The sequence below is a fragment of the Frondihabitans peucedani genome (assembly GCF_039537585.1).
GTDB classification, from domain to species: Bacteria; Actinomycetota; Actinomycetes; order Actinomycetales; family Microbacteriaceae; genus Frondihabitans; species Frondihabitans peucedani.
In genome coordinates, this window is the sequence record NZ_BAABAU010000001.1 from 457,444 (window position 1) to 476,463 (window position 19,020).

Consider the following 19,020-nt stretch of genomic DNA (forward strand, 5'->3'; position numbering starts at 1 on the left):
AGCCCTAGACGGCTTCGCGACGGAGCCGTGCGGACGCGATCGAGAGCCAGATGGCGATTCCGTAGACGACGAATGCGAGGGCGACGTGGAACGGGGTGACCCAGTCCATGCCGAGGGTCGAGATGGCGTGTCCGGACAGCCACTGGACGACCGTGGCGACGAAGAGGAGCCCGGCCATGAGCGGCACGGCGCCCGACCCGCGGAGGCCGCGGAAGGCGACGATCGCCGCGAGGAGCGAGAAGACCATCACCGGGTACGCGATGAAGCCGTGCACGTCGGTCCAGGTGTTCTTGGCGCTCTCCGGCAGACCGTCCTCGATGAAGGTGCCCGCGGTGATCGACTGCACGAAGATGAACAGGACCGCGATCCCGGTCACGATCGCGAAGGTCTTCCGGGCGGAGGCGGAGGAGGTGGGCCGAGCGGGGACCGGGCGGCGCGTGGTGGGGGTCGTCATGAGCCTGACGCTAGGCGGTGCGGTCCCGCGAGCACCCTGCGAACGCACCCCCGCACATTCGAATCCTCACATGTGAGCGCCGACTGCCCGGGGATTCCGGGCTCAGGCCAGGCTAACCATGCTGGCGCGGCTCGCGATCCGGAGAGAGGGTCGTCTCATGTCCACTCCCGAAGAAGTCCTCGCCGCCCGATCGGACGAACCCCACGCCGCCGGAATCGCCGGTCGACTCAACTGGCTCCGAGCCGGCGTCCTCGGCGCGAACGACGGGATCGTGTCGGTCGCCGCCATCGTCGTCGGCGTCGCCGGAGCGACCACGTCCACCGGTGCGATCGCCACCGCCGGTACCGCGGGCCTCGTCGGAGGCGCGATCTCGATGGCACTCGGCGAGTACGTGTCGGTCAGCAGCCAGAGCGACAGCCAGCGGGCCCTGATCGACAAGGAGCGCGTCGAGCTGCAGGACGACCCCGAGGCCGAGCTCGAGGAGCTGACGCAGCTCTACGAGGCGCAGGGGCTCAGCCGGTCCACCGCCGAGACGGTGGCCCGCGAGCTGACCGAGAAGGACGCCCTTCAGGCGCACCTCGCCATGGAGCTCAACATCGACGAGGACGACGTCGTGAGCCCGTGGCACGCCGCCGCGGCATCGGCGCTGGCCTTCACGGTGGGCGCGATCCTGCCCCTGCTGGCGATGCTGCTGCCGCCGCCCGGCGTGCGGGTCCCGGTCACCTTCGCCGCGGTCCTGATCGCGCTCGGCCTCACCGGCGCCCTGAGCGCCAGGATCGGCGGAGGCTCGAAGACCCACGCGACCGTCCGGGTCGTGATCGGAGGGGCGCTCGCACTGGCCGCGACGTTCCTGGTCGGTATGCTCCTCCACACCGGCGGCGTGGCGTAGCCGACGGCCGGAGCGGTCGAGAGAGCGAGGCGCCGATGGCGAGGATCCTGCTGGTCGAGGACGACGTCGAGATGCGCGGACTCGTCGCCGACAGCCTGACCGCCGAGGGGCACGAGGTGACGAGCGTCGGCGACGGCGTCACGGCGCTCATCGCGGCGAGCGGCACCGACTTCGACGCTGCCGCCATCGACGTGATGCTCCCGGAGATGACGGGGTTCGAGATCTGCCGGCGGCTGCGGCAGGCCGAGAAGACGTTCCCCGTGATCCTGGTCACCGCTCGAGACGCCGTGGACGATCGGATCTTCGGGCTCGACTCCGGCGCCGACGACTACCTCACGAAGCCGTTCTCGCTCGCCGAGCTGCAGGCGCGTCTCCGGGCTCAGCTCCGTGGGCGCGCGGCGGCTCCGACCGCCGCCCCCCTCGTCGAGCTGGGAGACCTCTCTCTCGACACCTCCGCCGTCCGCGCCCGGATCGGCGGGCGACCGGTCGCCTTCAGCCTCAAGGAGTTCTCGCTGCTCCGCCACCTCGCCAGGTCGGCGCCGGAGCCACGCAGCCGGGCCGAGATCCTCGCGGAGGTGTGGGGCTCGGCCGAGCACTTCGACCCGACGATCGTCGACCAGTACGTCAGCTACGTGCGGAAGAAGCTGGCGGCCGCAGGATCGAGCGTGTCGATCGCGACCGTGCGGGGCGTGGGCTACCGCTGCGTCGCCCCGGGTGCCGAGTGAGGCGAATCCGCGCGCTGCCGATCCAGCTCAGGATCACCCTCGGCAGCCTCCTCGTCGCAGCGATCGTCCTCGCCGGCGTGGCCGCCCTGCTCGCCTACCAGATCCGGGCGACGACCTCGGCGAGCGAGGAGACGCTCGCCAGGAGCGACATCGAGCCGTACCTCAGCGACCTCCAGAAGAACCCGGCCGAGAAGCCCGACGATCCTGCGACGGGCGTGCTCATCGCGGTCCGGTCGGAGAAGTCGGGCTTCCTGATCGACTCGCTCCCGAGAGAGCTCCAGGAGAACCTCGACGACCGCGACCTGCACGACCCCGAGTTCGAGCTGCAGGCGCCGTCGGGCGGGAGAGGGGGCGGCCGATCGGGCGAGGCTCCCACCCGTCGCGTGACGAGCGACGGGACGACCTACGTCGTCGTCGAGCAGCACCTCACCACCTCCGAGGGGCAGTTCACCCTCTGGGCGGCACGGAGCACCACCTCGGGCGATCTCACGATCGCCGCTCTCGACCGGTCGCTCCTCATCGGACTCCTGGTCGCGCTCGTGGCGTTCGGCGGGGCCGCCTGGCTCCTCAGCAGCCTGTCGCTCCGGCCCGTGCGACAACTCGTGCGCTCGGCCGAGAGCCTCAGCCGCAGCGACAGCGGTCAGGCGCTGCCGGTCTCGAGCGCGGGCGACGAGCTCTCGACGCTCGCCACCACCCTCAACGCGTTCATCGCCCGGCTGCGTGCGAGTGCCGACCACGAGCGCCAGATGGTCTCCGACGCCAGTCACGAACTCCGGACGCCTCTGGCGGCGCTCACCGCGAGACTCGAGCTCGCGCACCGCTCGTTCGGCGACGCGGAGGCTCTCGAGCGGGAGATCGTCGCCGCGGAGCGGTCGGTGGCGAGACTCACCGATCTCACGACGACGCTCCTCGAGCTCTCCCGGCTCGAGCAGCCGGGCGAGCCCGAGGGCGCCGGCCTGCGGACGACCGCCGAGATCCTGGTCGCCGAGACGCTCGACGCCGTCGACCGCGCCCGGGTCGCCCCGGGGCACGGCGGCGTGGAGGTCCAGTTCGACGTCGATGGTGTCACGGACACCGGGCACGAGTACGCGGTCGCCCCGGTCGCCTTCGGCCGGATCGCCGACAACCTGATCGGGAACGCGGTCACGTTCTCGCCCGAGGACGGCGTCGTCCGGGTCGTCCTCGCGCAGGAGGGCGGGCTGATCCGGCTGTCCGTCTCCGACGACGGGCCCGGTGTGCCGGAGGAGTTCCTGCCCGTCGCGTTCGACCGCTTCACCCGGGCCGACGAGTCGAGGCGCAGGATCCGCGGTGGCTCAGGGCTCGGCCTCACCCTGGTGCGCGGTCTCGCTGAGCGGGCCGGCGGTCGCGCCTCTCTGGTCAACGGGGCCGACGGCGGAGCGGTCGCGGTCGTCGAGCTCCCCCAGATGTGAGTTCTCGAATCACCGAGGCCCGATTCCACCAGCGCCCCGAAAGGTGAGGATCCGACGATGGGGGGACGACGGCGCCCAGCCGTCGCGAAGGAGGACTCCATGACGACCATGGTCGACCGCGCCGCCACAGCCCGGATCCCCCGCCCGCCCGCAGTGACGCCCGAGGCCGCCGGGAGGCGCAACCGTCGCGCATACCGTCGCCGGAGCGCGGTCGCGGACCTCCTCACCGTGTCGGTCTGGGCGTCCGCGGCCGCAGCCGCGGGCCTCTACCTCGCCTCGCCGGGAGCGCACGATCTCACGAGCGCGGCCTCGGTCGTGACCGGGATCGGCATCGTCGCGGGGCTCGTCGCCACCGATCTCGTGCTGGTCATGATCCTGCTGGCGGCCCGCGTGCCGCTCGTCGACCGCGTCTTCGGGCAGGATCGCGCGATCGCTGTCCACCGCTCCCTCGGAAAGCCCGTCCTCTACCTGATCCTGGTGCACGGCCTCCTGATCACGATCGGCTACGGGCTCAGCGACCGCACGAACCCCGTCGGCGAGACGATCTCGCTCTTCACGACTCTCGACGACATGCCGCTCGCCTACCTGTCGCTCGGCCTCTTCATCGCGGTCGTCGTGACCTCGCTGGTAGCGGTCCGCCGGAGGATGCCGTACGAGGCGTGGCAGGCGATCCACCTGCTCAGCTACGCCGCCGTCGCCGTCGCGCTCCCCCACCAGCTCAGCGTCGGGAGCGTCCTCGCCTCCGGCACCTGGCAACGGGTCTACTGGATCGCGCTCTACGTCGTGGCCCTGGCCGCCGTGGTCGTCTACCGGTTCGCGCTGCCCCTCGTGGTCACGTTCCGCCACCGGATCCGCGTGACGGCGGTCGAGACGATCGCCCCGGGGGTCTTCTCGATCCATCTCCAGGGCCGCGACCTCGCCCGGCTCGGCGTCGAGGGCGGCCAGTACGGCATCTGGCGCTTCTGGACCGCGAAGACCTGGTTCCACGCCCACCCCGTCTCGTTCTCGGCGGTGCCCGAACGGAACAGCGCTCGCATCACGGTCCGCGACCTCGGCGCAGGATCCCGCAGGCTCGGCTCCCTGCGGCCGGGCACGGCCGTCTCCCTCGAGGGGCCGTACGGTCTGTTCACAAAGCGCGCCCGCACCGCCCCCTACCTCGCCCTCGTCGCCTCCGGGATCGGCATCACGCCGGTCCGATCCCTCCTCGAGCACTCGGACCTCCGCCCCGGCGAGGCGACGGTCCTGCTCCGCGGCTCCGACCGGTCGTCCACCTACCTGTGGGACGAGGTCGCGGCTCTCGCGCGAGCCACCGACAGCGAGGTGTTCGCGATGGTCGGGCGACGCCCGTCCCGGCTCGACGCCTGGCAGTCGGAGGACGACCTCCGCCGCGGAGTCACCCTGACGTCGACGTTCCCGCACCTGCTCGAGTCCGACCTCTACATCTGCGGCCCGCAGCCCTGGGCCGACCTCGTCGCCCGCGACGCCCGGTTCGCGGGAGTCCCCGAGCACCAGATCCACCAGGAGAGGTTCGAGTCATGAGAGCACGCGCGATCGCAGGCGGGATCGTCACGTCGGCGGCAGTCCTCGTCGTCGGCTGGCAGATCGGTGCGGGACAGGTGGCGGCGACGCGGGTGACCACGCCGAGCGCGAGTGGCACGTCGGGATCGACGGGATCGTCCGGGTCGAGCGGCTCGGGATCGTCGGGGTCGACAGGCTCGGGATCGTCGGGATCGTCGGGATCGTCGGGATCGTCGGGATCGTCGAGCTCTTCGGGATCGAGCTCTTCCGGGTCGTCGTCCTCCGGCTCCTCCGCGTCCACGGTCTCGGGCACCTTCCAGGGCACGACGGTCGAGACGCAGTTCGGTCCGGTCCAGGTCGAGATCACCGTCAAGAGCGGGACCATCACCGACGTGACGGCGCTGCAGTTGACGAATGACGGCGGCCGCTCGGTCGAGATCAGCAACTACGCCGCCCCGATCCTGCGCACGGAGGCCCTGAGCGCGCAGTCGGCGTCGATCCAGTCGGTCAGCGGTGCGACGTACACGAGCGAGGGCTACACGACGTCTCTGCAGGCCGCGATCGACAAGGCCGGACTGTGACCACGCACGTCTTCTCAACCATGGGCACCGTCGCCAGCCTCCGGGTCGACGGGCCTGCTCCCTCGGCGCAGGATCTCGAGGCGGTCGAGGCGGTCTTCCGCCGTCACGACGAGACCTTCAGCCTCTACGACGAGGCGTCTCCCCTGAGCAGGATCGCGCGTGGCGAGCTCGCCCTGTCGGCCTCCGGCGCACAGATCCTCGACGCCTACGCCCTCGCGCTCGACTGGCGGAGCCGGACGGGTGGCGCGTTCACCCCGCACCGCCCCGACGGCGTCGTCGACCTGTCGGGTGTCGTGAAGGCCCTCGCGATGGAGGAGGCCGGGGTGCTGCTCGCGCGGGAGCACCCGGACTTCCTGCTCGCGGTCGGCGGGGACATCCTCGGGCGGGGCCTCGACGAGGGGGCGGACTGGAAGGTGGGGGTCGTCGATCCTGCGCACCGAGACCGGCTTGCAGCCCTGGTGGACCTCACGGGCAGCAGGCGAGCGGTCGCGACGTCGGGAACGGCCGAGCGCGGCCAACACCTGTGGCGTCGAGGGGGCGAGCGGTTCTGCCAGGTGACCGTGGTCGCCGACGACATCGTCACGGCGGATGTGCTGGCCACTGCGATCGCTGCCGGTGACGGCTCGGACCTCGACCGGATCTGCGGCGGCTTCGACGTCGACGTGATCACGTTCGACCTCGAGGGTGCTGCGCGGGCGACGCCGGCTGCGCGGGGCTGGGTCGTGTGACGCGCAGGTGCAGAAGGCCGAACCGAAGACTCATAGCGGCCGGAAGCCGAACCGCGAATGTGTCGGCCGAAGGCCGAACAGAGAACACTGTGGGCGATACCGGACTCGAACCGATGACCTCTTCCGTGTGAAGGAAGCGCGCTACCAACTGCGCCAATCGCCCTTTCGGACTCGATGATCCTACTGGACGAAGGCCTTCTGGACCGAATCGGGAAAGCGTTCGAACACGAAGATAGCTCAGTTTGTACTCCGCTCCAGACTCGGATAGAGTTCTGGACGTCGCAGAGATGCGAAAGAAAAGCAACAACAATGCGGATGTGGCGCAGTGGTAGCGCATCACCTTGCCAAGGTGAGGGTCGCGAGTTCGAATCTCGTCATCCGCTCGAGTGAAAGCTCACCAGGGGGGCCCTGCTCCTCAGGGTGGGGTGGCCGAGAGGCGAGGCACCGGCCTGCAAAGCCGTTTACGCGGGTTCAAATCCCGTCCCCACCTCACAGCCAGGGTTTACACTTGGTTGGTTCAAACTGAATAGCCTGAGCGATTGGCGCAGCGGTAGCGCGCTTCCCTGACACGGAAGAGGTCGCTGGTTCGATCCCAGTATCGCTCACAGAGAAAAACCCCCGGCTCGCCGGGGGTTTTTTGTTGTCCAGATGCTCTACGAGCGAGCCCCCGCGATCAGCTTCCCGAACCTCAGGGGTAGCGGGGATCGGGACGCTCCCGACCGAATCGGTTCGCGCGGTCGGGGTTGGCAGCCGCCCACCGATCGACCAGAAGCGCCTCGCCGATCGTGGCCCACCACTTCGTGTCGATGCTGCCGTCGCTCATGCCACAGCCGATCGACCCGCAGTTCCCAGCGCTCGGGCTCGCGCTCGAAGAGCGATCCGAATGCCGCCTGTGCCGCGTCATTGTCAGTCATGACTTGCGTTCCGGGTCGGTGGGGGCTGCGTTCCATCCGTGCTGACTGCCTCGGCTCGGGCACCCCGGCATGGTTTCGAGCGCTTCGGCCGGTCCATCGGACCTCTGCCTCAGAAGTTCAAGCCCGTGTTCGCACCCCGGCCGCGGGCGACGTCCTCACGCTCGGCCTGGCGTGAATCGGCCCGCAGCAAGTCGTCGGGAGTGCTCGTCGTCTCGTCGTCGTGGCCGCCACGCCGCCGACCGATGGCGATGCCGATGACCAGGCCGATCGCGAAGATCAGTACCGCCAGCACGATGAGTGCGATCACGTCAGGTCCCTCCCCCGGGTCGTCGACTCCGAGGCCGACGCCTCAGTGTCGTCCCGGCGGGTCGGCACGCGCAAGTGAACTCCTGACTCCGCAGGCTTCGTCCCGGGCCCGGCGGCGTTGACCCTGGTGCAGCGGGTGGAGGAGGGCTACCGTGATCCTGACGAAAAGGGGGCGTGATGCGCGCTGTCAGGTTCATCGCGAGGCTCGCCGGCAGGCTCGCTGTCCTCATTGCGAAGACGGTCGGCGGAATGTCCGGAGCGAAGACATTCGACCAGGATGGCGCCGTAGCCGCCTACAAGCGCCCCGACCAATACCGGCCCTAGCGGCCGGGTGACAAGCGTCTCAGCGAAGGCAGAGCATCCGGAGGATGGTCCGTCTACCGTGGAGGCATGCCCGCTTCGCAGCCTGACCTCGGCGACGTGCTCCGCGGCCTCGCCGGAGACGCCGCGACCGACGACCTCCTCGACACCCTCAACGGCCTCGTCCAGACGAGCACCGCCTACACCTCGGCCTCCGAGGGCGGCATCGTCCTGGTCGACGCCGACGGAGGCCTGCACGTCATGGCATCGACGAGCGCGCGGACCGCGGACGTCGAGGAGGCTCAGCTCGGCACGCGGGAGGGTCCCTGCATCGACTGCGTCGCCACGGGCGAGGCGCTCGAGGTCGCCGACCTGGCGGAGAAGCGCGCCGAGTGGCCGACGTTCACGCGCGTGGCCGAGGAGCGCGGCTTCCGCGCCGTGCTCGCCACACCGATGCGTCTCCGCGGCCGGACTCTCGGCACGGTCTGCCTGTTCTCGAAGGAGCCCGGGCACCTGTCCGACCGGGATGCCGCACTCGTCCAGACGCTCGCGGATGCCGCGATCCTGAGCATCCTGCAGCAGCAGGAGATCGCGGAGGGTCGCGCCCTCAACGAGCAGCTCCAGCACGCCCTCGACAGCCGCGTGGTGATCGAGCAGGCGAAGGGCTTCCTCGCTCAGCGGCTCGGCGTCTCGATGGACGAGGCGTTCACCGTGCTCCGGCGCCAGGCGCGGACGACACAGCGACGACTGCAGGATGTCGCGCGCCAGGTGATCGAGACCGGCGCGCGGTAGTCGCACCCGGGCCGGGCATCTCGGGCCGCACTACGCCTCGGACGAACACCCGGTCGCATCCTGTCCGACCGACCTACCATGGACGAGCACGACACAGAGCGGCCCGGACCCTGATCGCCCTCCCCCAGCGACCACGTGCCGCTCTTCGCGATCAGGAACCCTCATGAACGGCTACATCCTCTACCGGCAGTCAGACGGCAGCATCGGCCGCGTCGAGGAGCAGCGCTCCTCCCGCGCGTCCCTCAAGAAGATCCTGGAGGACTCCGTGCCGCCGGGTCACGCCGTGCTCGGGATCGTCTTCGGCCCGAAGGAGCAGTCCAGGCTGCAGGTGCTGCGGGCGGCCTCCTAGCCGCCTGGCCGGCATCTGCCAGGATGCCTGCATGACCGTCACGCCGCCGACCGAAGAGCGCTCCCGGATGCTCCACCGCCGCGGCGTGGGGCTCGAGGTCGTGACCCTCGCCTGGAACATCGTGGGCGTGGTGGTGCTCGCGATCCTGGCGCTCGCCTCGTCGTCGGTCGCGCTCGTCGGGTTCGGTCTCGACAGCCTGATCGAGATCGGCGCGAGCACGGTGGTGCTGTGGGAGCTCGCCGGGACCGGCCAGGATCGCCAGCGGCGGGCCCTCCGGCTGATCGGCGCGGCCTTCGTGGCGCTCGCCCTCTACCTCTCGATCCAGTCGACCGTCGCGCTGGCCACCGGTCATCACGCCGGGTCCAGCGGCGGCGGGATCGTCTGGACGGCGATCACTGCCGCCGTCATGTTCACCCTCGCCACCGGCAAGGCCCGCACCGGCCGGGCGCTCGGGAATCCGGTCCTCGCGACCGAGGGCCGCGTCACCTTCGTCGACGGCCTGCTCGCCGTCGCCGTCCTGGTCGGGCTGAGTCTCGACGCGGCGCTCGGCTGGTGGTGGGCGGACCCCGTGGCCGGCTACGTCATCGTGTTCTACGCGGTGCGCGAGGCCGTCGAGATCTTCCGGTCCGGCTCCTCCGCTAGCGTCGAGGCATGACACTGCAGATCCCAGGACTCCCGCCTCTCGCCTGGACCGGCGCGGAGGGTGCCGCCGACATCGACGAGTCGGCCGCAGGCTCGGTCCTGACGATGACCTCCGAGCCCGGCGTCGACTGGACCAACGACGCCCTCGGTGGTCCGCAGCAGCAGGCTGCGACGGCCCTCGGCTTCGTGGCCGACGGCGACTTCGCCCTCTCCGCGCGGGTGCGCGTGCTCTCCGAGCGCTCGACCTTCGACGCCGGGGTGCTCGCCATCTGGGCCGACGACGACCACTGGGCGAAGATCTGCTTCGAGTTCTCGCCGCAGGGCGAGCCGATGGTCGTCTCCGTCGTCACCGACGTGTTCTCGGACGACTGCAACTCCCAGCTCGTCGAAGGCGACTTCGTCTTCCTCCGCGTGGTCCGGACGGGCGACGGCTGGGCCTTCCACTCGTCGGAGGACGGCCGAGTCTGGCGGTTCGTGCGCCTGTTCCGGCTCAGCAGCCCCGGTCCGTTCCGGGTCGGCTTCCTGTCGCAGGCTCCGACGGGCGACGCCTGCACGGCCGCCTTCGACGAGATCGCGTACACGACGACGGTGCCGTCCGACCTGCGAGACGGCAGCTGAGCAGGATCCGCCCCTCTCACCTCCGCCTCACCGGTCGGCAGGCGCGCTGCCGATCGGGTGACGCTAGGGTCTCGAAGTGACCTCCGAGCTGACCCTGAGTGAGAGTGTGTTCCTGCGCCCGCTCAGGGCATCGGATGCCGGGGCGCTCGCGCGTGCCTATCGAGAGAATCGCGAGCACCTCGCGCCGTGGGAGCCCGAGCGCTCGGCGGAGTTCTTCTCCGATATCGCTCAGCTCAGGCAGATCGAAGGGGTCCTGACGGAGGCGGATTCAGGATCAGCAAGCCCCTTCGTTCTCGCCGAAGGGCCACGCATCGTGGGGCGCGTCAACGTCACAGGGATCGTGCGAGGGGCGTTCCAGAGCGGCAATCTCGGCTACTGGATCGACTCGCGGTTCTCCGGTCGAGGGCTGATGACCGCTGCGCTGCAGGCCGTGATCGTCCTCGCGCGCGACGAACTCCGACTTCATCGCCTCCAAGCTGCGACGCTCGTGCACAACGCCGGCTCTCAGGCGGTCCTGCGTCGGTGCAGGTTCTCCGAGATCGGGACAGCGTCGGAGTACCTGCAGATCGCAGGCCGGTGGCAGGATCATCGGCTCTACCAGCGCATCATCGCCAGCAGATCTCCTTGAGCAGGATCCGCCCCTACCCGACAGGCTCGGCGCCATCGCGCCGCCGGAACTCCGCCACCACAGCAGGCAGCTGGCCCGCCGTCGTCAGGACGCGGCGCCGCTCACGGCCGTGGCCGGCGCTGACGATCTCGCAGTGCTCCAGCCGCGCGAGCAGCCTCTCCGCCACCTCGTCGGTGACGTAGAGCTGACGCATCAGGAGGGCCCTCGTCGCCGTCCTGGTCGTGACGACGAGCCGCGCCGCCTCGATGATGAGCGCGGTGTCGACGCTCCTCGCGGCAGGCTCGTCGGGAGCGGCCGGTCCCCCGACCGGGTCGCTCGGGCGCAGGATCCTGCGCAGTGCGTCTCTGATCCCCATTGCTCGAGGCTACGGATGCGGCGCGCCGGTCGAACTCCCCAGTTCGGGACGCTGAGCGTCACGGAGACGGCAGCTCAGTGCCCCCGTCGAGCGAGTCGAGGTAGTCGGCGTTGCCGCGCAGCGCAGGCCGGTAGCGGTCGAGACCCTGGTCGTCGACGTGGTCGGCGAGGAGCCTCAGCACATTCGCGAGGGCCGCATCGGCACGGCCGCCGGCGTGGAGGCTCAGCGATTCGAACGCCCCGAGGGCGAGAGACGCGGGGAACTCCGCCCGCGCCCGCTCGAAGACGGCGAGCGACTCGTCGATCCTGCCCAGATTGCGGAGCGTGCTGCCGTACTGCAGCAGGCAGCGCTGGCGGAGGTCACCCGAGAGCCCCCCGTCGAGCGCGCGCTCGTAGAGGCCGACGGCCGTGGCCTCCTCGCCCGCCGTGTCGTACGCGCCGCCGAGCTCGTAGAGCACTCGTGCATCGTCGGGGTGTCGCTCCGCCAGCGGGAGCAGCGCCGCGATGGTCGGAGCCATGTCGTCGCGGTCGCGTGCCGCGAAGATCCGGTCGAGCTCGTCGTCGAGGGCGCGCGTCACGAGCGGTCAGTCGTCGAGGAGCGCCCGGAGCGCACCCTTGTAGGCCTCGATGTGACCTCGCAGCCTGGCAGCCTCGGCCTCGAGCTCGGCCACGCGCCCGGCCACGTCGGTGTCGGCTCGCGCGTCGGTCTCAGGCGCAGGATCAGCCGCCTCGTCCTCCGCCGGATCGTCGAGGGTCTGCTCCTGCACCTCGACCGGGACCTCGGGCTCCTCTTCGGCGACGGCTTCGGGCTCCGCGGGCGCTTCGTCGACCGCCGCCTCCTCGACCGGCTCGAAATCGACCTCGGATTCGCCGTCGCCCTCGTTGTCGTCATCGGGCTCAGCGTCGCCCTCGCCTTCCGGCACCTCGACCTCGTCGTCCCGCGGCTCGATACGTGTCCGGACGACGGGCGAGAACTTCGGCCGCGCCTTCTTCTTCGACAGCGCCGCGGTCGGGCTCGCAGCCTCGACCCAGGCGCGGAGCGACCTCTCGTCGACGCTGAACTCGTCGGAGACCACCCGGAACACCGACTTGTCGCCCGGGTTCGTGAAGAGCCGCTGGAGCACGCGCGCCGTCGCGGCCTCCTGGGTCGCGTCGTCGTACCACTGGTCCACGGGCATGCTGTCTCCGGACGGTCGGTGCAGATCGGTCAGGACAACGCTAGCTGGCGCGCGGGCACCGACACGACCGACGTCGCCGCGGCTGTGGAAGCATGACACCCATGACGCTTCCCGCCGACGCGCACGTCCACAGCGAGTGGTCGTGGGACAGCGGCTCCGACCCCGCCTCCCCCGGCCGCATGCGGCGCACGTGCGAGCGCGCGGTCGCGATCGGCCTCCCGGCCCTGATCTTCACCGAGCACCTCGACTTCGAGGACTCCTGGAAGGTCGACGACGGCGACATGGGCGAGCACGCCGGATCGCTCGTCGACGCGACCGGTCACGTCCGCCTCCCGCCCTTCGACGTCGACGGCTACCTGGAGTCCATCGAGCGGTGCCGGCGGGAGTTCGAGGAGCTCCGCATCCTGACCGGGGTCGAGTTCGGGCAGCCGCACCTCTGGGACGCCGAAGCCCACCCGCTGCTCTCGTCCGGGGCCATCGACCGGGTCAACGGCAGCCTCCACATGCTCCCGCTCGGCGATGACGGCGACCGCAGCGAGCCGACGACGCTCTACCGCCACGAGAGCCCCGACGCCGTGATGCGCGCGTACCTCGACGAGATCCCGCGGATGGTCGCAGGATCCGACAGCTTCGCTGTCTTCACCCACATCGACTACGCCGTGCGGGCGTGGCCGACGCTCACGGCCGGGCCGTTCGACCCCCGCCGCTTCGAGGACGGCTTCCGCGCCGGCATGCGGGCCATCGCCTCGTCCGGCCGGGCCCTGGAGATGAACACGCGGCGGCTGTGGTCGTGGATCCCCGAGTGGTGGGCGCAGGAGGGCGGCCGGGCCGTCACCTTCGGGAGCGACGCGCACGTGCCCGAGAACCTCGCCGCCAACTTCCCCGAGGCCACCGCGATGCTCGAGTCGTTCGGCTTCCGGCCCGGAGCTCGTCCCGAGGACTTCTGGCGGCGCTGATCCTGTGTCCGCCTCGGCCTGGCCTGCTCCTCTGGCAGACTGCGGCCATGACGCAGCCATCCGACTCGGCGACGGGACCGGCCGTCGCCCTCCACCGCTCCGACACGCTGTTCGGCACCGAGTACGCCTACGCGGCGAGCGTTGCGCCCGGCAGCCGTCTGATCTTCCTCGCGGGGTCGTGCCCGCTCGACCCGGCCGGAGCGACAGTCGGGGTCGGCGACTTCGCCGCGCAGGCCGTGCAGTGCCTCGAGAACCTGAGAAGCGTCCTGCAGGATGCGGGAGCCGGCCTCGCAGACATCGTGAGCACGCGCATCCTGGTGGCCTCCTCGGACCGTGCCGATCTCGGCGCCGTGTGGTCGGTCGTCCGCGAGGCGTTCGGCGACCACGACGTGCCGAGCACCCTCCTCGGGGTGACCGTGCTCGGCTACGAGGATCAGCTGGTCGAGATCGAGGCTGTGGCGGCCGTCCGGGATCCTGCGTGAGCGGTGCGGACCGGGCGTCTGCCATGCTTCGGCTGTGACCGAGCAGCAGGGCATCCCTCCGATGGCGCCGGTGCGCGCCGACGACGCGATCCCCGAGCGATCGCCGTGGGGTTCGCCGAGGTCGGTCCTGACGAGGCTGAGCTGCATCCTACTCGGCTGGGCCGCGGTGTTCGTGGCGACGGAGGTGCTCCACCTGCCGCTCGGTGCGCTGGTCGCTGGGGGTCTCGCGATCCTGGTGGCGGCTGTCGCCTTCGACTTCGTGCGCTGGCGACGGCGCCGGCGCCGCTGACGGCTCGCGAACGCGGGCGACTGCGTGCGGCTCGGACAGGAAGCGCTCCCGAGCGGCTCCGCCTGCCGCGGTGCAGCGATGGTCAGCGGCCCGCGAGCTCCCGCACGAGCCCGGCGACGACCGTGGGCTGGTCGAGGCCGGGGAGGTGCGCGGTGCCGGGCAGGATGCGGGCAGGCCCCTGGCCGAGCCTGCGCACGGTCTCCTCGTAGAAGGGCACGTCGCACGGCACATCGAGGTCGCCCCAGGCGGCGGTGACCGGCACCTGGAGCTCGTCGAGCCTCGTCCAGGCGTCGACCCCGGCGTCGCCCGCGGAGTCGGGGGCTGCGACCTCGAGGATCCGGCGGTTCATCGACCGAAAGAGCTCCCGCGGCGCACCGCTCACCCGGCCCGCCGGAGCCGCGGGACCGTCGAGCCAGAGGTGGGCGAGGGCGTCGATCCGGGCGTCGAGCGGCGCGTCGGAGTCCTCGGCGGTCTCCATCAGAGGCGCGGAGGCGTCGTCCAGTTTCCAGTCGAACGGGGTGTCGTCGTCGGTCATGCCGCTGACCGCCGCGCCGACGAGCAGGATGCCCGCCACCCGGTCGGGATGCAGCAGCGCGGTGTCGAGGGCCAGTGCGCCGCCCATCGAGTTGCCGACCAGGAAGGCCCTGCCGACCCCGGCGAAGTCGAGGACGGTCAGGAGGTCGTCCACGTGCGTCAACGACGAACCCTCCGCTGCCGCCGCGGTGTCGCCGTAGCCGCGGCGGTCGTAGCTGAGGAGGTCGAAGCCGTCTTCCTCGAGGTCGGCGGCGACGGTGTCCCAGGCGCGTCGGTCGGCGACACCGGCGTGCAGGAGGAGGACGGTCGGGCCGGTGCCGTGTCGACGCGTCGCCGCGATCGCGGTGCCGTCGGGCGTGGGGATCGAGAGCTGCTCTGCTGTCATGGCCGCCAAGGTACTCGCACCCGGTGTCGTCGGCGAGGGGTGAGAAGTGGTGCTCGGCGTGCTGCCCGCTCAGTCGTCCAAGCGCTGACGATTCCCGCGACGACGCGCGACGACCTACTGTCGAAGCCATGGACCCGACCGACCTCGGAGAGCGCATCTGCATCCTCGGGCAGTCGGCGAGCGGCAAGTCGACCCTTGCGGCAGCCCTCGGACAGGCCCGCGGGCTTCCCGTGGTCCATCTCGACCAGCTGCGCCATGTCCCGGGCTCGCGGTGGGTCGTGCGACCGGACCCCGAGTTCGAAGCCCTGCACGCGGCCGCCGTCGCCGAGGAGCGGTGGGTGATCGAGGGCAACTACTCGCGGTGGCTGGAGTCGAGGCTCGAGCGCGCCACGGGGCTGATCCTGCTCGAGGTGTCGACTCCGACGAGCCTCCTCCGGAACGTCCACCGCTCGTCCACGGTCGAGAGACACCCCCGCGTCGGCGATCTCGGCGGTGGCGACACCCTCACCTGGGAGCGGGTTCGGTTCATCGTCGGCCAGAGCGGGGCCGCGCGGCGCCGTCGAGCCGCCGTGTTCGCCGAGACCGACCTGCCGAAGGTCCGACTGAGCGGCACTCGCGCCATCCGCGACTTCTGCCGTCGCGCTAGTGCATGAAAAAATTGCCGGGGCTTTCGATTCATGCGGATCGCGGGCCCTCGTGCCGAGAAATTCATGCATTGGCCAGGGCAAAGCGACGCAACGCATCACGACGACACGACACGTGGCGCAATCGGGCTAAACGAAGCGCAACCGATCAGATCACGACCACAATGGAATCGGTCGAGCTGGTTACTCGGCCTCATGCCGTCGCTCGAGGGATCGCCTGATCCTGACCCCTCGTCAGCGGCGGCAGCGCGTCCTCGCACCTCGTGCGGGGGCGCGCCTCTCTTTCTGCCCGGGTCGTGCGCGAGGCGAGGCGACCCGACGAGACACGAAGCCGAACGACCCGCCCCGTGACGGTTTGTGACGCCCGACGTCGTCCCCCCGTCACGCGCGGTCACGCGGCGACCCCGACCCGCGCTGCCCGTCCCCCGGCCTCTACTCTCGCGTCATGATCAGCCTCCAGCAGCTCACGAAGGTCTTCGACCACGACGGCGCCCGCAGCGTCGTCCTCGACCGCCTCGACTTCGAGGTCGGCACGGGCGAGATCGCCGCCGTCGTCGGACGGAGCGGCGCCGGCAAGTCGACGCTCGCCGCATGCGTGAACCTCCTGGAGCGCCCGACGTCCGGCTCGGTCGTCGTCGACGGGCTCGACCTCACCGCGTCGGGCGAGGCCGGCCTCCGCTCCGCCCGCCGCGCCATCGGCACGATCTTCCAGACCGACGGCCTCCTCTCCCGCCGGACCGCCGCCCAGAACGTCGCGCTCCCCCTCGAGTTCCTGGGTGTCACGCGTGCCGAGACCAGGTCGCGCGTCGGCGAGCTGCTCGACCGGGTGGGGCTCGCCGACAAGGCCTCGTCGTACCCGCACCAGCTCTCCGGCGGGCAGCGGCAGCGCGTCGGAGTGGCCCGCGCTCTCGCGCTCCGACCCCGGGTGCTCCTGTCTGACGAGGCGACGTCGGGTCTCGACCCGGAGTCGACCCGGTCGATCCTGCGGCTCCTCCGGGAGCTCCGCGACGACCTCGACCTCTCGATCCTGCTGATCACGCACGAGATGGAGGCCGTGCGCGAGGTCGCCGACACCGTCGCGCGGCTCGAGGGCGGGCGGTTCATCGAGAGCGGTCGTGTCGTCGAGCTGCTCCGCGATCCTGCATCGGCATTGGGCCGCGACCTCCAGCCCGAGCGGCCTGCCGCACCAGCGAGCGCAGGATCCGCGGAACTCGTCGTGGCCTACGCCTCGGCCGCCGTCCCCGCCGACTGGCTGACGCGCCTCGGCGGCGAGCTCCGCGCGCCCGTCGACCTGCTCGGCGCCTCCATCGAGGTCGTGGACGGTCAGTCGGTCGGGCACGCGACGATCGCGGTGCCGGCAGCACTCGAGAGGGCCGCGCAGGATGCACTGGCCCGCCTCGGACTCGCCCGCCGCGTCCCCGAGGGGCGCACCGCCGCCCTCGGCCCCGCGTCCTTGAGCGCCGCCCCCTCTGCCGCCCCCGTCCCCCTGGAGTCCGTCGCATGAGCCTCGCAGCAGCAGCAGCAGCCACGGCAACAACGGCAGCAGCAGCAGCCCCGACCGCGGTGGCAGCCGCCGCCGACCCGGTCGGCGAGGTCCGGGTGCCGCTCGACCAGATCGCCGGCCTCGTTATCCCGGCGCTCGGCGACACGATCGTCATGGTCGGCGTCACGATGGTCATCGTCGTGCTCGTCGGGATCCCGCTCGGCGCCCTCGTCCACAACACCGCGCGCGGCGGCCTCTTCGAGCACCGCGTCGCGCACGCCGTGGTCGGCTGGGTCGTGAGCCTCGGGAGGAGCCTGCCGTTCCTCATCCTGATGGCCGCCATCATCCCGTTCACCCGCCTGATCACGGGCACCAACATCGGCATCCCCGCGGCGGTCGTCCCGATGTCGCTCGCCGGTATCGCCTTCTTCTCGCGGATCGTCGAGAACGCGCTCCGGTCGGTCCCGCCCGAGTACGGCCGGGTCGCCAGGGCGGCCGGAGCCTCGCGCCTGCAGGTCATCCGCACGGCGCAGCTCGCGGAGGCGGTCCCGGCGATCATCGGCGGCCTCACCATCAACACGATCGCCATGATCGAGTACTCGGCCATCGCCGGGACCATCGGCGCAGGCGGGATCGGCTACGTCGCGGTCACCTACGGGTACCAGCGGTTCGACACGCGGGTGATGATCGCGACGATCGTGATCCTCGTCCTGCTGGTCGCGCTCGTCCAGCTCGCCGGCGACCGGCTGGCGCGCCGCCTCACGCCGCGCCTCCGGCTCTCGTCGCGCCGGACGCGCGTGGCCGAGCCCGTCGTCTGACCACCCACCCTCCCACCACCCACCCTCACCCCCCACCCTGGAGCAGCACAGCCATGCCCTCGAACGAACCCACCACCCCAGAAGCCGGCAGCACCAGCGCCGACCCGAACAGCACCCGCGAGCACGGCTTCACCCTGAAGAGGCGCCGCCGCTGGCCCTTCGTCGTCGGCGCAGCGGTCGCCGTCGTCGCGGTCGCCGCCGGCATCACCGTCCCGAGGCTGCTCCCGACCGCGTCGGCCAACGACACCGCCGGCGCGACCCTCTACGTCGCCACCGCCGAGGGCAACTCCGCCGAGGAGAGCCTCGTCGACTTCGTCGCGAAGAACGTCGCGCCGAAGTACGGCATCAAGGTCGCGTTCAAGGGCCTCTCCGACTCGACGACGCTGAACCGCGCCGTGAGCGAGGGCGAGGTGGCCGGCACGGTGTACCAGCACAAGCTCTGGCTGAGTCAGGTCCTGAAGGCCAATCCGGGCTTCGAGGAGACGGCGGCCACCCCGGTCTTCCGCTGGGGCTTCGGTTTGTGGTCGTCGAAGTGGAAGTCCGCGGCCGAGATCCCCGACGGCGCCACGATCTCGCTCTACTCCGACCCGGCCAACGAGGCGCAGGGCCTCTGGATCCTGGAGCGCGCCGGTCTCATCACGCTCAAGCCGGGCATCGACAAGGGCTACGCCACGCAGGACGACATCGCCTCCAACCCGAGGCACCTGAAGTTCACGCTCCTGGACTTCGCCGCCCAGTCGCGCTCGCTCGACGACCTCGACGCGGCCGTCGGCTACACGGAGTACTACCTGGCTGCCGGGATCCCGATCGAGAAGAAGATCTTCGCGCCCGCGGCACCCGACGAGTTCGCGGGCCAGCTCACAGTCGGCACGAAGTACCTCGACTCGCCGAACGTGAAGAAGCTCATCGCCGCCTTCAAGGACCCCGCCGTGCAGGAGTTCCTGGCGACCGACCGTCAGGAGAAGGGGATCCTGCTGCCGCTCGCCGCGAAGGAGTAGCGCCCGCGCGATGCAGCCCAGGAGG

Annotated in this window: 25 protein-coding genes and 4 tRNA genes; 21 read left to right on the forward strand and 8 right to left on the reverse strand. The window is 70.9% G+C overall.

The genetic code is table 11. The features are described from left to right. Window positions 1–4: 4 nt before the first annotated feature. Window positions 5–454 carry a hypothetical protein gene (locus ABD733_RS02155; protein ID WP_344793398.1) on the reverse strand — a complete coding sequence of 150 codons (450 nt, stop codon included), beginning with the start codon at window positions 452–454 and terminating at the stop codon, window positions 5–7. A 157-nt stretch (window positions 455–611) separates the two neighbouring features. On the opposite strand from ABD733_RS02155, the gene ABD733_RS02160 reads away from it, so the two are divergent. From ABD733_RS02160 to ABD733_RS02185, 6 genes are all read left to right on the forward strand, one after another. Next, the gene (locus ABD733_RS02160; RefSeq protein WP_344793399.1) at window positions 612–1,343 is read left to right on the forward strand and encodes a VIT1/CCC1 transporter family protein; all 732 of its coding nucleotides are present in this window, start codon (window positions 612–614) and stop codon (window positions 1,341–1,343) included. Between the two features lie 35 nt (window positions 1,344–1,378). After that, window positions 1,379–2,068, forward strand: a complete 690-nt coding sequence (locus ABD733_RS02165; RefSeq protein WP_344793400.1) for a response regulator transcription factor — start codon at window positions 1,379–1,381, stop codon at window positions 2,066–2,068. After that, window positions 2,065–3,498: an ATP-binding protein gene (locus tag ABD733_RS02170; RefSeq protein WP_344793401.1), complete on the forward strand. Its 1,434-nt coding sequence runs from the start codon at window positions 2,065–2,067 to the stop codon at window positions 3,496–3,498. The genes ABD733_RS02165 and ABD733_RS02170 overlap by 4 nt, the downstream gene beginning before the upstream one ends. Window positions 3,499–3,597: 99 nt before the next feature. Further along, window positions 3,598–5,037, forward strand: coding sequence for a ferredoxin reductase family protein (locus ABD733_RS02175; RefSeq protein ID WP_344793402.1), 1,440 nt, complete (start codon window positions 3,598–3,600; stop codon window positions 5,035–5,037). Beyond that, on the forward strand, window positions 5,034–5,597 hold the full coding sequence (locus ABD733_RS02180) for an FMN-binding protein (RefSeq protein ID WP_344793403.1): 564 nt from the start codon (window positions 5,034–5,036) through the stop codon (window positions 5,595–5,597). The genes ABD733_RS02175 and ABD733_RS02180 overlap by 4 nt, the downstream gene beginning before the upstream one ends. Then, entirely contained in the window at window positions 5,594–6,325 is a 732-nt protein-coding gene (locus ABD733_RS02185; protein ID WP_344793404.1) for an FAD:protein FMN transferase, read from the forward strand. Before ABD733_RS02180 ends, ABD733_RS02185 begins: the two co-directional genes overlap by 4 nt. 90 nt (window positions 6,326–6,415) lie before the next feature. On the opposite strand, the gene ABD733_RS02190 is transcribed toward ABD733_RS02185, so the two are convergent. Next, window positions 6,416–6,488 (reverse strand) — tRNA-Val (locus ABD733_RS02190). A 148-nt stretch (window positions 6,489–6,636) separates the two neighbouring features. On the opposite strand from ABD733_RS02190, the gene ABD733_RS02195 reads away from it, so the two are divergent. The 3 genes from ABD733_RS02195 to ABD733_RS02205 all read left to right on the forward strand — a co-directional run bounded on the left by ABD733_RS02195 (window position 6,637) and on the right by ABD733_RS02205 (window position 6,930). Next, a tRNA-Gly gene (locus ABD733_RS02195) sits at window positions 6,637–6,708 on the forward strand. Window positions 6,709–6,744: 36 nt separating this feature from the next. Beyond that, window positions 6,745–6,815, forward strand: a tRNA-Cys gene (locus ABD733_RS02200). Between the two features lie 43 nt (window positions 6,816–6,858). Beyond that, window positions 6,859–6,930 (forward strand) — tRNA-Val (locus ABD733_RS02205). A gap of 83 nt (window positions 6,931–7,013) precedes the next feature. Here ABD733_RS02205 and ABD733_RS02210 read toward each other — a convergent pair. Beyond that, a complete protein-coding gene (locus ABD733_RS02210; RefSeq protein WP_344793405.1) occupies window positions 7,014–7,148 on the reverse strand; it encodes a hypothetical protein in 135 nt (44 codons plus the stop codon). Window positions 7,149–7,348: 200 nt separating this feature from the next. After that, entirely contained in the window at window positions 7,349–7,546 is a 198-nt protein-coding gene (locus ABD733_RS02215) for a hypothetical protein (protein WP_344793406.1), read from the reverse strand. Window positions 7,547–7,935: 389 nt separating this feature from the next. Here ABD733_RS02215 and ABD733_RS02220 point away from each other — a divergent pair, with 389 nt between their 5' ends. The 5 genes from ABD733_RS02220 (at window position 7,936) to ABD733_RS02240 (ending at window position 10,874) form a co-directional block, all read left to right on the forward strand. Continuing rightward, window positions 7,936–8,637, forward strand: a complete 702-nt coding sequence (locus ABD733_RS02220) for an ANTAR domain-containing protein (protein WP_344793407.1) — start codon at window positions 7,936–7,938, stop codon at window positions 8,635–8,637. A 163-nt stretch (window positions 8,638–8,800) separates the two neighbouring features. Next, complete coding sequence (locus ABD733_RS02225; protein WP_344793408.1) at window positions 8,801–8,986, forward strand: hypothetical protein; 186 nt, start codon at window positions 8,801–8,803, stop codon at window positions 8,984–8,986. Between the two features lie 31 nt (window positions 8,987–9,017). Next, window positions 9,018–9,641, forward strand: coding sequence for a cation efflux transmembrane domain-containing protein (locus ABD733_RS02230; protein WP_344793409.1), 624 nt, complete (start codon window positions 9,018–9,020; stop codon window positions 9,639–9,641). After that, complete coding sequence (locus ABD733_RS02235; RefSeq protein WP_344793410.1) at window positions 9,638–10,246, forward strand: DUF1349 domain-containing protein; 609 nt, start codon at window positions 9,638–9,640, stop codon at window positions 10,244–10,246. The genes ABD733_RS02230 and ABD733_RS02235 overlap by 4 nt, the downstream gene beginning before the upstream one ends. A gap of 76 nt (window positions 10,247–10,322) precedes the next feature. Then, on the forward strand, window positions 10,323–10,874 hold the full coding sequence (locus tag ABD733_RS02240) for a GNAT family N-acetyltransferase (RefSeq protein WP_344793411.1): 552 nt from the start codon (window positions 10,323–10,325) through the stop codon (window positions 10,872–10,874). A 13-nt stretch (window positions 10,875–10,887) separates the two neighbouring features. Here ABD733_RS02240 and ABD733_RS02245 read toward each other — a convergent pair whose 3' ends face one another. From ABD733_RS02245 to ABD733_RS02255, 3 genes are read right to left on the reverse strand one after another with little or no spacing between them, the layout of a single operon-like run. Next, entirely contained in the window at window positions 10,888–11,229 is a 342-nt protein-coding gene (locus ABD733_RS02245; protein WP_344793412.1) for a DNA translocase FtsK, read from the reverse strand. Window positions 11,230–11,287: 58 nt separating this feature from the next. Continuing rightward, window positions 11,288–11,806, reverse strand: a complete 519-nt coding sequence (locus ABD733_RS02250; RefSeq protein WP_344793413.1) for a tetratricopeptide repeat protein — start codon at window positions 11,804–11,806, stop codon at window positions 11,288–11,290. Between the two features lie 6 nt (window positions 11,807–11,812). Beyond that, window positions 11,813–12,406, reverse strand: coding sequence for a hypothetical protein (locus ABD733_RS02255; RefSeq protein ID WP_344793414.1), 594 nt, complete (start codon window positions 12,404–12,406; stop codon window positions 11,813–11,815). Between the two features lie 101 nt (window positions 12,407–12,507). Between ABD733_RS02255 and ABD733_RS02260 the strand changes: the two genes are divergently transcribed. From ABD733_RS02260 to ABD733_RS02270, 3 genes are read left to right on the forward strand one after another with little or no spacing between them, the layout of a single operon-like run. Continuing rightward, the gene (locus ABD733_RS02260) at window positions 12,508–13,362 is read left to right on the forward strand and encodes a PHP domain-containing protein (protein ID WP_344793415.1); all 855 of its coding nucleotides are present in this window, start codon (window positions 12,508–12,510) and stop codon (window positions 13,360–13,362) included. A 47-nt stretch (window positions 13,363–13,409) separates the two neighbouring features. After that, on the forward strand, window positions 13,410–13,844 hold the full coding sequence (locus ABD733_RS02265; RefSeq protein ID WP_344793416.1) for a RidA family protein: 435 nt from the start codon (window positions 13,410–13,412) through the stop codon (window positions 13,842–13,844). A gap of 34 nt (window positions 13,845–13,878) precedes the next feature. After that, entirely contained in the window at window positions 13,879–14,133 is a 255-nt protein-coding gene (locus ABD733_RS02270; RefSeq protein WP_344793417.1) for a hypothetical protein, read from the forward strand. 82 nt (window positions 14,134–14,215) lie between these two features. Here the strand turns inward: ABD733_RS02270 and ABD733_RS02275 are convergent, their stop codons facing one another. Next, on the reverse strand, window positions 14,216–15,052 hold the full coding sequence (locus tag ABD733_RS02275; protein ID WP_344793418.1) for an alpha/beta fold hydrolase: 837 nt from the start codon (window positions 15,050–15,052) through the stop codon (window positions 14,216–14,218). A gap of 128 nt (window positions 15,053–15,180) precedes the next feature. Here ABD733_RS02275 and ABD733_RS02280 point away from each other — a divergent pair, with 128 nt between their 5' ends. The 4 genes from ABD733_RS02280 (at window position 15,181) to ABD733_RS02295 (ending at window position 18,995) form a co-directional block, all read left to right on the forward strand. After that, window positions 15,181–15,705 (forward strand): P-loop NTPase family protein, encoded by a 525-nt coding sequence (locus ABD733_RS02280; protein ID WP_344793419.1) that lies wholly within the window; start codon window positions 15,181–15,183, stop codon window positions 15,703–15,705. 436 nt (window positions 15,706–16,141) lie between these two features. Next, a complete protein-coding gene (locus tag ABD733_RS02285) occupies window positions 16,142–17,200 on the forward strand; it encodes a methionine ABC transporter ATP-binding protein (protein ID WP_344793420.1) in 1,059 nt (352 codons plus the stop codon). Beyond that, window positions 17,197–17,997: a methionine ABC transporter permease gene (locus ABD733_RS02290; protein ID WP_344793421.1), complete on the forward strand. Its 801-nt coding sequence runs from the start codon at window positions 17,197–17,199 to the stop codon at window positions 17,995–17,997. Before ABD733_RS02285 ends, ABD733_RS02290 begins: the two co-directional genes overlap by 4 nt. A 53-nt stretch (window positions 17,998–18,050) precedes the next feature. Continuing rightward, on the forward strand, window positions 18,051–18,995 hold the full coding sequence (locus ABD733_RS02295) for a MetQ/NlpA family ABC transporter substrate-binding protein (protein WP_344793422.1): 945 nt from the start codon (window positions 18,051–18,053) through the stop codon (window positions 18,993–18,995). Window positions 18,996–19,020: the final 25 nt, after the last annotated feature.